Annotated in this window: 16 protein-coding genes; 14 read left to right on the top strand and 2 right to left on the bottom strand. The window is 43.3% G+C overall.

Features of this window, described 5'->3' with window-relative positions; genetic code table 11:
• Positions 1-273: 273 nt before the first annotated feature.
• The gene (locus D8790_RS07675) at positions 274-567 is read right to left on the bottom strand and encodes a bacteriocin immunity protein (RefSeq protein ID WP_125388187.1); all 294 of its coding nucleotides are present in this window, start codon (positions 565-567) and stop codon (positions 274-276) included.
• 521 nt (positions 568-1,088) lie between these two features.
• Here D8790_RS07675 and glmU point away from each other — a divergent pair.
• The 4 genes from glmU (at position 1,089) to D8790_RS07655 (ending at position 4,126) form a co-directional block, all read left to right on the top strand.
• Entirely contained in the window at positions 1,089-2,468 is a 1,380-nt protein-coding gene (gene glmU, locus D8790_RS07670; RefSeq protein WP_125388186.1) for a bifunctional UDP-N-acetylglucosamine diphosphorylase/glucosamine-1-phosphate N-acetyltransferase GlmU, read from the top strand.
• 8 nt (positions 2,469-2,476) lie between these two features.
• On the top strand, positions 2,477-3,022 hold the full coding sequence (locus D8790_RS07665) for an NUDIX hydrolase (RefSeq protein WP_125388185.1): 546 nt from the start codon (positions 2,477-2,479) through the stop codon (positions 3,020-3,022).
• Positions 3,023-3,038: 16 nt separating this feature from the next.
• The gene (macP, locus tag D8790_RS07660; protein WP_045500835.1) at positions 3,039-3,350 is read left to right on the top strand and encodes a cell wall synthase accessory phosphoprotein MacP; all 312 of its coding nucleotides are present in this window, start codon (positions 3,039-3,041) and stop codon (positions 3,348-3,350) included.
• An 83-nt stretch (positions 3,351-3,433) separates the two neighbouring features.
• Complete coding sequence (locus tag D8790_RS07655; protein WP_125388184.1) at positions 3,434-4,126, top strand: 5'-methylthioadenosine/adenosylhomocysteine nucleosidase; 693 nt, start codon at positions 3,434-3,436, stop codon at positions 4,124-4,126.
• Between the two features lie 52 nt (positions 4,127-4,178).
• On the opposite strand, the gene D8790_RS07650 is transcribed toward D8790_RS07655, so the two are convergent.
• A complete protein-coding gene (locus D8790_RS07650) occupies positions 4,179-5,066 on the bottom strand; it encodes a YitT family protein (RefSeq protein ID WP_125388183.1) in 888 nt (295 codons plus the stop codon).
• 180 nt (positions 5,067-5,246) lie between these two features.
• Here D8790_RS07650 and tmk point away from each other — a divergent pair, with 180 nt between their 5' ends.
• The 10 genes from tmk (at position 5,247) to D8790_RS07600 (ending at position 12,736) form a co-directional block, all read left to right on the top strand.
• Positions 5,247-5,885, top strand: a complete 639-nt coding sequence (tmk, locus tag D8790_RS07645; protein ID WP_125388182.1) for a dTMP kinase — start codon at positions 5,247-5,249, stop codon at positions 5,883-5,885.
• Positions 5,882-6,784, top strand: coding sequence for a DNA polymerase III subunit delta' (locus D8790_RS07640; RefSeq protein WP_125388181.1), 903 nt, complete (start codon positions 5,882-5,884; stop codon positions 6,782-6,784). Before tmk ends, D8790_RS07640 begins: the two co-directional genes overlap by 4 nt.
• Before the next feature lie 9 nt (positions 6,785-6,793).
• Entirely contained in the window at positions 6,794-7,111 is a 318-nt protein-coding gene (gene yabA / locus D8790_RS07635; protein ID WP_005591852.1) for a DNA replication initiation control protein YabA, read from the top strand.
• A gap of 2 nt (positions 7,112-7,113) precedes the next feature.
• Positions 7,114-7,980, top strand: coding sequence for a 16S rRNA (cytidine(1402)-2'-O)-methyltransferase (rsmI, locus tag D8790_RS07630; protein ID WP_125388180.1), 867 nt, complete (start codon positions 7,114-7,116; stop codon positions 7,978-7,980).
• 139 nt (positions 7,981-8,119) lie between these two features.
• A complete protein-coding gene (gene serC, locus D8790_RS07625; RefSeq protein WP_125388179.1) occupies positions 8,120-9,211 on the top strand; it encodes a 3-phosphoserine/phosphohydroxythreonine transaminase in 1,092 nt (363 codons plus the stop codon).
• Between the two features lie 12 nt (positions 9,212-9,223).
• On the top strand, positions 9,224-10,399 hold the full coding sequence (locus tag D8790_RS07620; RefSeq protein ID WP_125388178.1) for a 3-phosphoglycerate dehydrogenase family protein: 1,176 nt from the start codon (positions 9,224-9,226) through the stop codon (positions 10,397-10,399).
• A 71-nt stretch (positions 10,400-10,470) separates the two neighbouring features.
• Positions 10,471-10,773, top strand: a complete 303-nt coding sequence (locus D8790_RS07615; RefSeq protein ID WP_005591856.1) for a YciI family protein — start codon at positions 10,471-10,473, stop codon at positions 10,771-10,773.
• 99 nt (positions 10,774-10,872) lie between these two features.
• A complete protein-coding gene (locus D8790_RS07610; protein ID WP_125388177.1) occupies positions 10,873-11,226 on the top strand; it encodes an arsenate reductase family protein in 354 nt (117 codons plus the stop codon).
• Positions 11,227-11,393: 167 nt separating this feature from the next.
• Positions 11,394-12,329 carry a peptide-methionine (R)-S-oxide reductase MsrB gene (gene msrB, locus D8790_RS07605; protein WP_125388176.1) on the top strand — a complete coding sequence of 312 codons (936 nt, stop codon included), beginning with the start codon at positions 11,394-11,396 and terminating at the stop codon, positions 12,327-12,329.
• Between the two features lie 164 nt (positions 12,330-12,493).
• Entirely contained in the window at positions 12,494-12,736 is a 243-nt protein-coding gene (locus D8790_RS07600; protein ID WP_005592291.1) for a hypothetical protein, read from the top strand.
• Positions 12,737-12,814: the final 78 nt, after the last annotated feature.

The raw sequence follows: 12,814 nt of genomic DNA, 5'->3' as shown, positions 1-12,814 counted from the left end.
CACTTTATATGGGGCTCTAGCCCGCTTTAGTGAACTAACAGTACCTACATTCAGGAGGTTGGGACAAAAGAGTCCCAGCCTCTTGTTTATGGCTATATTGTAAATATCGTACAAGAAAAAAACTCATAGAGCCTCAACTAGTGTGAACTGTAAGTCGCTAGACTAACAGCTCCACTTGGAGATTCTATGAGTTTTTGATCATCATACCATATTGGAAGATGATTTGTGTCTTCATCTTGAATGCTTTCAAAAGTGCCAGTTGCAACTTATGCTCTAACAAATGCCATTCCAAGCAACACTTCCCCAATAATATTTCCATCTTGTTTTTTCAAGGTATTTTTTGAATGCAATCAATTCGTTAGACTTATTCTTGAGCACCTCGTCACATACAAAAGGATACAACTTAAATGCCAAATAACTGATTTGGTCCCCCTTCTGTAGCCCTTTGGCACTACTTAGGAGCTCTTCCCGTAACTTTGAGCTAATGATGATACTATCGTTATTATAGATCCTGTCAATCTGTTGGTAGTATTCATCTCTCTTCTTGCGATTTTTAGTAAAGATCATAACTAACATCTCCTTACAACTTTAAATATATAATTGGCTAAGTAAAAAAGAAAATTAGGAAGTGGAGTTCACAATCCTTGGATCGTATCATCCCAAAATGAATCACCTAATAATAGTATTGTCCTAGTAGCTTTATAGAGTTTTCTGCGCTTCATAAGGCAGGGGTAAACATTTGATTTTATGTCATTATAGCAAATATTTTTTTTAATATCAATTTTAAGTGTATAATCGCTGTCAAAATTTTGACAATAGAAACAATGGTCCTATAGTGTTTAAGGAGAACAATTTGCTGATCATTCGCTGCTATCAAAAGATAGTATAAACGAAGAAAAAATGTTCTTAGTCCGCTAGAAGAAGTTTAAAGAATTGGTCTGGATGGAGCAGATTGAGAATTGAGCAGAGTGATTTGGTCTATAAACCTTTTTCTCTAAGTGCGATTCCCTGCTTCTGCAATTAGCATTTTAAAAAAATATCTTTTAGTGGTATAATAAGGGTAATATCTTAGAGAAAAGAGTTCATTTATGACAAATTATGCTGTTATTTTGGCTGCGGGTAAGGGTACTCGCATGAAATCCGATTTACCCAAGGTCTTGCACAAGGTGGCAGGGATTTCCATGCTAGAGCACGTATTCCGCAGTGTCAGTGCGATTGAGCCTGAGAAGACTGTTACTGTTATCGGGCACAAGGCAGAGCTGGTCGAGCAAGTCTTGGCAGATCAGACCGAGTTTGTCCGTCAGACCGAGCAGCTGGGAACTGGTCATGCGGTCATGATGGCTGAGCCTGTTTTGGAAAATCTAACTGGTCAAACCTTAGTTATTGCTGGCGATACTCCCCTGATTACGGGAGAAAGCCTGAAAAACCTGATTGATTTTCATATCAATCACAAGAATGTTGCGACAATCCTGACTGCTGAAGCGGACAATCCTTTTGGCTATGGCCGGATCGTGCGCAATCAGCACGGAGAAGTCATAAAAATCGTTGAGCAAAAAGATGCTTCTGACTTTGAGCAGCAAATCAAGGAAATCAATACAGGGACTTATGTCTTTGACAATGCCCGTCTCTTTGAGGCTCTCAAAAATATCAATACCAACAATGCGCAGGGAGAATACTATATCACAGATGTGATTGGAATTTTCCGTGAAAATGGCGAAAAAGTTGGCGCCTATACGCTGAAAGACTTTGACGAAAGTCTCGGTGTCAACGACCGCGTGGCTTTGGCGACAGCTGAAAGCATTATGCGCCGCCGGATTAACCAGCAGCACATGATTAACGGTGTCAGCTTTGTCAATCCAGATGCGACCTATATCGATATTGATGTAGAAATCGCGCCTGAAGTTCAAATCGAAGCCAATGTGACTCTGAAAGGTCAAACCAAGATTGGGGCAGAGACGATCCTGACCAATGGGACTTATATTGTAGATTCAGAAATTGGTCAGCGAGCGGTCATTACAAACTCGATGATTGAAGAGTCTAGCTTGGCAGACGGTGTGACGGTTGGGCCATATGCCCATATCCGTCCAGGTTCTAGTCTGGCCAAGGATGTCCATGTCGGTAATTTCGTTGAAGTCAAGGCGTCTTCGCTAGGTGAAAACACTAAAGCTGGCCATTTAGCCTATCTTGGAAACGCTGAGCTGGGAGCCAATGTCAATATTGGGGCTGGTACAATTACGGCCAATTACGATGGGCAGAATAAGTATAAGACGCTGATTGGGAATAATGTTTTTGTCGGCTCCAATTCAACTATCGTTGCTCCAGTAGAGTTGGGTGATAATTCATTGGTTGGTGCAGGTTCGACTATTACAAAGAGTGTGCCAGCAGATGCCATTGCTCTGGGACGTGGCCGTCAGATTAACAAGGAAGATTATGCTAAGTGTCTTCCTCATCACCCTCAAAATAAGTAGGTTTAGTCATGGAATTTGAAGAAAAAACCGTTCAACGTACAGAAATTTATCAGGGGCCGATTTTTAAAGTGGTTCAGGATCAGGTAGAGCTGCCTGAGGGCAAAGGCCAAGCCCAACGGGATTTGATTTTTCATAATGGGGCGGTGGCTGTGATTGCTATCACCCCGGAAAATAAGATGATTTTAGTCAAGCAGTACCGCAAGGCCATTGAAGCGACTTCATACGAGATTCCAGCTGGGAAGTTGGAGCTAGGAGAGAATGCAGATCCCCAAGCGGCCGCCCTCCGAGAATTAGAAGAAGAGACGGGCTACACTGGACAGCTGGAGTTGATCTATGATTTCTACTCTGCCATCGGTTTTTGCAATGAGAAAATCAAACTCTACAGCGCCAGCCATTTGACAAAGGTCGAAAACCCTCGTCCCCAAGACGAAGATGAAACATTGGAACTTTTTGAGGTCAGCCTGGAGGAGGCGGAGCAGTTGCTGAAAAGCGGTGACATCTGCGATGCCAAGACCATCATGGCTCTTCAGTACTGGCAACAAAAAAATGAATAAATAGGAACGTAGATCAATGGGAAAAGCTTTATTAACAGATGAAATCATTGAGCGGGCCAATCGTGGAGAACATATTGATGGTCCCTTGCTGATGGACGATGAAGAAACTAAGGTCATTTCTATTGCTAGAAAAGGAACTTTCGGCTATGCTGCTCCACGGCAAGCTGTCAATCAGGATACTCTGCAGATTGAAGTTGAACCGACAGTTATCAAAAGTCGTCGAATCGAAAATCAAAAACGAAGTATTTTTCAGGCTAAGTTAAACAAAATCCTGTTCTGGATTGTGCTTCTTTTGATTGGATTAATTGCGGCCATTATTTGGCTATGATAAAGAAGGGGAGTGACGGAAACGAGAAAATGAAACTCTGTTTCCTCTCCCTCTTTTTAATATAAAGAAGGAAAGAATAAATCATGAAAATCGGAATTATCGCGGCTATGCCTGAGGAGTTGAAGCTGCTGGTAGAGTATCTGGAGATGGCTGAGAAACACCAGCGCCTAGGGCATGTTTATTATACTGGTCGGATTGGCCATCATGAGGTTGTCCTAGTGGAAAGTGGAATCGGCAAAGTCATGTCAGCCATGAGTGTGGCTGTTTTAGCTAATGATTTTGAGGTGACGGCGGTCATCAATACGGGTTCCGCTGGAGCAGTAGCTTCAGGCTTGGAAATCGGAGATGTAGTGGTGGCAGATCGTTTGGTCTACCATGATGTGGATGTGACAGCTTTTGGCTATGACTATGGTCAAATGGCACGGCAACCCCTCTACTATGAGGCCAGTCGCTACTTGGTTGAGGAGATGAAAGCAGTGCTGGAAAAGACCCAGCAGACGAGCCGAGTTGGCTTGATTGCGACGGGAGATAGCTTTATCGCTGGACAGGACAAAATTGACCAAATTAAGGAGCATTTTCCTGATGTTTTGGCAGTCGAGATGGAGGGAGCAGCCATTGCTCAAGCCGCCCATTCTCTTGGATTGCCTTTTATGGTCATTCGTGCGATGAGCGATACAGCCAGCCATGATGCCAATATCACTTTTGATGAATTTATCCTAGAAGCAGGGAAGCGCTCAGCTGAAACTCTCATTCAATTATTGAATAACTTAGACTAAAAAAGACTTCAGAATGCTCGTACATTCTGAAGTCTTTTTGTATAGGATTAATTTATTTGACGATAGGCTGTTTGTTAGAGTCTAAGGTAAAGCCTTCTCCTAAGATTTCATGGGCTTCTGTAATGGTTGTAAAGGCAAACGGATCGATGTCATTGATGAGTTTCTTCATTTGCTGCATTTCGTTACGAGAGACAACACAATAAACGATTTGCAAATCTTGCTTGCTATAGAAGCCCTGTCCTTGCAGATAAGTAACCCCTCTTCCAAGTTTTTCATTGATAGCTTCAGCTAGTTCTATTGGTTTGCTGGTGACAATCAGGAAGCCTTTGCCAGCGAAGCCACCCTCAGCAATCAAGTCAATAACACGAGAGGTGATAAAGACAAACATGAGTGTATAAGAAACCATGCGTAGATCTTTAAAGACTAAAAGAACCAGAGAGATCACGATAAAGTCCACTGTCAGCATGAGGCGGCCCATGGAGATGCTGGTATATTTATTGAAGATACGAGCTACGATATCGGTACCACCAGTCGTTCCCCCAGCATTGAAGATGATGCCTAGACCAACTCCAAGAATAATCCCCGTTCCAAGGCAGGCCAGTAAGACGTCGCCATCTAAGGAAGAAAAGAAATAGTCTTGTAAATGTTTGGAGGCAGGTAGCAACTCGAATAGTTTAAGCCAAGCTGATACCGAGAAGGTGCCTAAAATGCTGAGGTAAAGGGTGCGATTTCCCAGTAATTTCCAAGCGAGAATAAAGAGTGGAATATTGATGACCAAGTTGGTGGTTGATACAGGAATCTTGAACAGGTAGTAGACAATCAAGGTGATCCCCGTTGCTCCGCCTTCATACAAGTGAAAAGGAATCACCAAATAATGAATCCCAAAAGAAAAAATTCCAGCCCCCAGAATGGTGGCCAGTATATTTTTAAATTTAAACATCAGACTCTCCTAAGAATTTTCTGACTCTATTTTATCAAAAGTTTTCATTTTTGAAAATAATATGAAATATTTTTCGAGAAATTCTTCTATGGGCTTTTGGGATAATTTTTGGTACAATAAAGCATAGACTAAAATAGGAATTTCTGCATCTATTGGCAGAATGAATGTAAAAGGAAAACGATGAAAAAAGGTGTTTTTATATCGCTAGAAGGGCCAGAAGGTGCTGGGAAAACCAGTGTTTTAGAGGCTTTGCTTCCTCAGCTGAACGAGATGGGCTGTGAGTTGCTGACGACGAGAGAGCCTGGCGGTGTCGCTATTTCTGAGAAAATCCGCGAGGTAATTTTGGATAAGGGGCATACAGCCATGGATGCTAAGACGGAGTTGCTGCTTTATATTGCCAGCCGACGTCAGCATTTGGCGGAGAAGGTTCTGCCTGCCCTAGAGCAAGGGACATGGGTCTTGCAAGATCGGTTTATTGATAGCTCGGTGGCTTATCAAGGCTACGGCCGGGGCTTGGCAGTTGATGATGTGGAATGGCTCAACCAGTTTGCGACTGATGGACTCAAGCCGGATTTGACCCTTTATTTCGATATTGATGTCAAGGACGGTCTGGCTCGCATTGCTCGAAATAAGGAGCGCGAAGTCAATCGTTTGGATCTGGAAGGTCTCGACTTGCACGAGCGCGTGCGCCAAGGCTATCTGACTATTTTAGAAAAGGAACCAGAACGTTTCGTCAAGATAGATGCTAGTCAGCCGCTGGAGCAAGTCGTGGCCGACAGTTTGGCAGTTATTAAAGAACGTTTTATCAAAGAAAAATGACAGTAGAAGATTTACGTCAGGCTCAGCCCAAGCTTACAGAAACTTTTCAGCAAATATTGGAAGCAGGGCGGCTCAATCATGCTTATTTATTTTCAGGAAATTTTTCTAGTTTTGCCATGGCTTTGACCTTGTCACAGAGTCTCTTTTGTGAAAATCGTCAGGGAGTTTGGTCCTGCGGTACTTGCCGGGCTTGTCGCTTGATTGAGAGTGAGGAATTTTCGGATGTGACGGTTGTGCGGCCAGTGAATGGTATTATCAAAACGGAGCGCATTCGTGAGCTGGTGAGAAGTTTTTCACAGAGCGGTATGGAAGGCAACAGACAGGTCTTTATCATCTGTGATGCAGATAAGATGCACGTCAATGCCGCTAATTCCCTCCTCAAAGTCATCGAAGAGCCCCAAAGTGAGATTTACATCTTTCTTTTGACGGCCGATGAGCATCTGATTTTGCCTACTATCAAGAGCCGAACGCAGATTTTCCACTTTCGGAAGAATCAGGCCACTCTCCAGTACCAGCTGGAAGAGTCTGGCTTGATCAAAAGTCAGGCTGAGTTACTGGCTGCTTATAGCCAGACCCAGGAAGAAGCCGATCAGCTGGCTTCCAACAGGTCTTTCTTTGAGCTGGTCAGTGAGAGTCAGCGATTTGTCAAAGCTGCCCTGACCAATGAGAATCAGGCTTATCTCCAAGTGGCCAAGCTGGCTAAACTGGTTGAGGACAAGGATAAACAGGAGCAGGCCCTTAAAGTCTTGGAAGTCTTGCTGGCCAAGGAACTTGGAAGCGAGGCAGGTCGCAAGAAACTGGAAGATCTCTTAGAAGCAAAGAAGATGTGGCGAGCCAATGTGTCTTTTCAAAATGCTCTGGAATACATGATTTTAAAAGCCAGTGCCCAAGCAAGATAGGAGCAGACAATGAATAAAAAAGAACTATTTGATGCCTTGGATGATTTTTCTCAGACGCTTTTAGTGACCCTTGCCGAGGTAGAGGCCATCAAGAAAAATCTCAAGAGTGTCGTCGAGGAAAATATCGTCCTCCAGCTAGAAAATGACAAGCTGAGAGAGCGACTAGGTGAGGTAGAGCAAGCAGCACCGGTTAAAATCAATAAAAATCGAGACAACCTCCGCAAACTGTACTACGATGGCTTTCATGTGTGTACAGATTTCTATGGTCAACGCCGAGAAAACGATGCGGAGTGCATGTTCTGCGACGAGTTGTTATTCAGGGAGTAGAAATGCAGATTCAAAAGAGTTTTAAGGGACAGTCGCCCTACGGTAAGCTGTATTTGGTGGCGACTCCCATTGGAAATATGGACGACATGAGTATTCGCATGGTCAATACCCTCAAGGAAGTGGATGTCATTGCAGCCGAAGATACCAGAAATACAGGTCTTCTACTCAAACACTTTGGAATTGAGACGCGGCAGATCAGCTTTCATGAGCACAATGCTCAGGAAAAGATACCGGTCTTGCTGGACTTGCTCAAATCAGGGCAAAATCTAGCCCAGGTCTCCGATGCAGGCTTGCCTAGCATTTCGGATCCGGGGCATGATTTGGTCAAGGCGGCTATTGCTGAGGACATTGCTGTGGTGACGGTTCCGGGCCCCAGCGCCGGGATTTCCGCTCTGATTGCCAGTGGTTTAGCGCCTCAGCCTCATATTTTTTATGGTTTCTTGCCTCGTAAGTCTGGGCAGCAGAAGGAATTTTTCGAGAGTAAAAGGGCTTATCCAGAGACACAGATCTTTTACGAATCTCCCCACAGGGTCAAGGCTACGCTGGAAAATATGCTGGAAGTTTACGGCGACCGCTCGGTGGTCTTGGTTCGGGAATTAACCAAAATCTATGAAGAATATCAACGAGGCAGGATTTCTGAGTTGCTAGACTATCTGGCAGAGACTGCCCTCAAGGGTGAGTGCCTCCTGATTGTGGCTGGTGCAAGTCTAGAGAAGGAAGACAAAGCGGATGCGGATCTCTTGGCTGAAATTGACAGCTTGGTTCAATCCGGCAGTAAGAAAAATCAGGCCATTAAAGAAGTGGCAAAAAAATATGGGCGCAATAAGAGTCAGCTCTATGCTCTTTATCATGAAGAAGAAAGAAACTAGTCCTATTCGACTAGTTTTTTTGTTCAAAATCCTCCTTTTGTTCGGGAATTTCCCAAAAAGAAAAATATCTTTGAAAGAATTATAGAAATTTTCTGAACATTGTGATATGATAGACAAAATACATTTTTGGAGGTAGGATATGACCATTTACAATTTTTCTGCTGGACCGGCAGTATTGCCCAAGGAAGTCTTGAAAAAAGCTCAGGCTGAGTTTTTAGACTATGCCCAAAGCGGCATGAGCGTGATGGAGCTATCCCACCGATCCAAAGAATTTGACGATATTATCAAAGAAGCTGAGAGCTTGCTGCGTGAGCTCATGGCTATTCCGGATAATTACCGCGTACTCTTCCTGCAGGGAGGGGCATCTACCCAGTTTTCCATGATTCCGCTTAATCTCGCCAAGGGAGGCAAGGCCTATTACCTAGTGGCTGGATCTTGGGGAAAGAAAGCCTACACAGAAGCAGTCAAGCTGGCTAAGACCGTGCCTTTTGAGCCTATTCTCTTAGCGTCGTCAGAGGATTTAAATTACACGGAAATTCCTTCTTTTGATGAAAAGGAGATTGATCCGCAGGCTGCTTATGTGCATCTGACAACTAATAATACTATCGAAGGAACGGCTATCTACGATCTGCCAGTGACCAATGGCGTGCCGATTGTGGCGGACATGTCTTCTAATATTCTTGCTGCTCAGTACCGAGTAGAGGATTTCGGTTTGATTTATGCTGGGGCTCAAAAGAATATCGGACCTGCCGGTGTGACAGTGGTCATCATTCGGGAGGATTTGCTCAATGATGAGCTCGTTCTGTCTAGCATGTTGGACTACCGCATTCAGGCGGACAATGACTCTCTCTACAATACACCACCGACTTTTGCCATCTATATGGCCAAGCTGGTCTTTGACTGGGTCAAGGAACTAGGTGGCGTAGTAGAAATGGAAAAGCGCAATCGTGAAAAATCTGGTCTTTTGTACGACTTCATTGAGCAGTCTGACTTTTACCGCAGTCCAGTTCGTTACAAGGAGCAACGCTCAGTAGCCAATATTCCCTTTGTGTCTCCTAGCCCAGAGCTGGATGCTAAATTTAACAAAGAGGCTGCAGCAGCGGGATTCAAGAATATCAAGGGACACCGCAGCGTAGGTGGCATGAGAGCTAGTCTCTACAATGCTTTTCCGCTTCAAGGTGTCAAGGACTTGATTGCCTTTATGCAGAAATTTGAAGAAGAAAATTCTTAAGAGAGGGAAGCTATGGTCTTTAGTGTCAAAACCTTTAACAATATCAATCAAATCGGGCTTAAGGAGCTGGGTAATGCTTTTCAGATTGACGGAGACAAGTCTGACAATCCAGATGCCTATATCCTGCGCAGTCAAAACCTGCATGGACAGGAATTTCCAAGCAAACTCAAAGCCATTGCGCGGGCAGGCGCGGGAACCAATAATATTCCTGTCGACCAGGCAACAGCTCAGGGAATTGTGGTCTTTAACACTCCAGGAGCTAATGCTAATGCGGTGAAAGAAGCGGTCTTGGCTTCCATTCTCCTGTCTGCCCGTGACTATATCGCAGCTAACAGTTGGGCAAACGGCCTTTCTGGAGAAGATGTTCCCAAGCAAGTGGAAGCTGGTAAGAAACAGTTTGCTGGGACAGAGATTGCAGAGAAGACTTTGGGAGTCATTGGGTTAGGAGCAATCGGTGGCCGTATTGCCAACGATGCCTATCGTCTGGGGATGAACGTCCTGGGTTATGATCCTTATGTATCCATTGAAACAGCTTGGAATATCTCTAGTCATGTCAAGCGGGTAGCAGACATTAAGGAAATCTTTGAAAAGAGCGACTACATAACTATCCATGTGCCCCTGACTGATGATACACGCGCTACTTTTGATCAGGCTGCTTTTGGTCTTATGCAAAAGGGGACGACTCTCATCAACTTTGCTCGTGGCGAGCTGGTGGACAATGCTGCCCTTTTTGAAGCTTTGGAAACAGGTGTTATCAAGCGCTATATCACAGACTTCGGTGTAGAAGAATTGCTCCGTCATCCGCAGATTACAGTCTTTCCGCATCTGGGCGGATCAACCGAAGAAGCTGAGCTCAACTGTGCCATTATGGCTGGGAAAACTATCCGACGCTTCATGGAAACGGGAGAGATTATCAACTCAGTGAATTTCCCTAATGTCCGTCAGTCTCTCTCAGCGCCTTATCGGATTACCCTGATTAACAAAAATGTACCGAATATTGTGGCTCGAATTTCAACAGCGGTCAGTGATTTGAATATCAATATCGATAATATCATCAATCGTTCCAAGGGTGATTATGCCTATACTTTGCTGGATCTGGATGAGTCAGACGAAAGCAAGATTCAGGAGCTGGTTGATAAATTTGAAAATAGCGACAATATTGTGCGCGTGCGTTTAATTAAAAAATAACAAAAAAATACGGCTTACATAAAAGTGATTTATATGCTAAATATCATAAGTAAAATATCATAGGAGTTATTATGTTTATTATTGATTTAACTTATAAAAAAGACCTAGTAGAAGTTGAAAAATATTTACCAGAGCATATTTCTTTTTTAGATAAATATTATGCATCTGGCCATTTTATCGCATCAGGACGGAAGAATCCTCGGACTGGTGGGATTATTTTAGTGAATACAGATAGTAAAGAAACTGTTCAAAAGATTATTTCAGAAGATCCTTTTTATATTCAAGAGATTGCAGCATATACTTTCACCGAGTTTTATCCGACAAAGTATTCGCAACACTTCAAGAAAATATTGGATGAGGGTGATGTCTTGTAGAGGAAGCATTTGCTTTCTTTAACAGTAAGCATAGAAATTTCAAGCTATTTTGGAATTTTAGACCACAAAGTCTAGAGATTAATAAGAATTGAGGTAAGTATGTTAGAATTTATCGAATACCCCAAATGCTCTACCTGCCGCAAGGCCAAGGCTGAGCTCAATCAATTAGGAGTGGACTTTGAAGCGGTGGATATTGTCAAAGAAACGCCTAGTCAGGAGCAACTTCTGCAATGGATGACCAATTCTGATTTGGAAATCAAGTCTTTCTTTAATACCAGTGGTATCAAGTACCGAGAATTGGGGCTCAAAGGAAAGGTGCCGCATTTGACAGCTCAGGAAGCTGCAGATTTATTATCGACAGACGGCATGCTGATCAAGCGACCACTGCTAGTCCAAGATGGTCGAATTGTGCAAGTTGGCTATCGGACCGAATACAAGGAATTAAACCTTTAATTAAAGATGGGAAATTTCCTGTCTTTTTATATTTTCTTGAAACTATTAAATTTAGTTAATCCATAGAGGCGCAGTATTTGATATGATTTCTAAGAAAGTCCCAATCAAAATCCTATAAAAGTTCTTCTTTTTATGAGAAAATAGAGGAAAAGATTGGAGGGATGTTTATGGCAGAAATTTATCTAGCGGGCGGTTGTTTCTGGGGCTTGGAGGAATATTTTTCTCGGATTGAAGGCGTTGAGGAGACGACAGTGGGCTATGCTAATGGGCAAGTGGAGTCCACCAACTACCAGCTCATTCACCAGACCGACCACGCGGAGACGGTGCAGTTGATTTATGACGAAGAAAAAATCAGTTTACGGGAAATTTTGCTCTACTATTTCCGAGTCATTGACCCCTTATCTATCAACAAACAGGGTAATGATATAGGCCGGCAGTATCGGACAGGTGTTTACTATGTCCGAGAGGAAGATCGCGACATTATCGAGCAGGTTTTTGCTGAGCAGGAGGAGCAATTAGGACAAAAGTTGGCTGTAGAGCTAGAGCCCTTGCGCCATTATATCTTGGCTGAGGAGTATCATCAAGATTATCTCAAGAAAAATCCGACGGGTTATTGCCATATCAATGTCAAGGATGCTGAGCAGCCCTTGGTAGATGCGGGCCATTATCCTAAGCCTAGCCAGCAGCAACTCAAAGAAGTGCTAAGTGAGGAGCAGTATCAGGTGACTCAGCAGAGTGCAACGGAGCGCCCTTTCCATAATGCTTACAATAGCACTTTTGAAGCAGGGATTTATGTTGATGTGACAACTGGCGAACCACTCTTTTTTGCGGCTGACAAGTTTGAATCGGGTTGCGGCTGGCCTAGCTTTGCTCGTCCTATCGCTCGCGAGGTTATCAAATATTATCAAGATTTGAGTCATGGCATGGAGCGAATCGAAGTACGGAGTCGTTCAGGAAATGCCCATCTGGGTCACGTCTTTACCGACGGTCCGCAGGAATTAGGTGGCTTGCGCTATTGCATCAACTCAGCGGCCCTGCGATTTATTCCTAGAGAGAAAATGGAAGAGGAAGGCTACGGCTACCTGCTATCCTATATGGACTAATACTCACTTTTGTCGCTTGTCAACCTTTTCAAAATCTAGCTAAACTAGACAGAAATAATCAGCCAATCTCCTCTTTTCTAACGCTCCAAGCATTTATATATGTAAATACCATAGAAAAGTGTATAATGGTTAGGAAAAGATAAATGTTATGGAAGGAATGCAAAATGGAGAAATTGGATATTACTACAATGTCTGATTATAAAAAGGTAGAAGCTGTTATTCAATTACTAATCGATGGAGTTTTGACCAGCTATCGTGTGGCGACAGATGCCAATATCAGCAAAATGAGCATCTTGACACTTGTCAAAGGTAGCAGCAAAATTAAAAATATTACTTATCAAACGGCTATTGCTCTGATTAATTGGTACGAAGAAAATCATGAAAAATACGGCATTACTATTCAATAAGTAGCCGATTTTACAGGGAAATATATATAACTAGAATTCTATGAGTGCTTGCTTGTGGGATTCTTTTACTGAAGGAAA

The organism is Streptococcus cristatus (genome assembly GCF_003943535.1).
Lineage (GTDB): Bacteria > Bacillota > Bacilli > Lactobacillales > Streptococcaceae > Streptococcus > Streptococcus cristatus_L.
The sequence above is the reverse complement of the archived record's forward strand: the minus strand, read 5'-3'. Positions and strand labels throughout refer to the sequence as shown.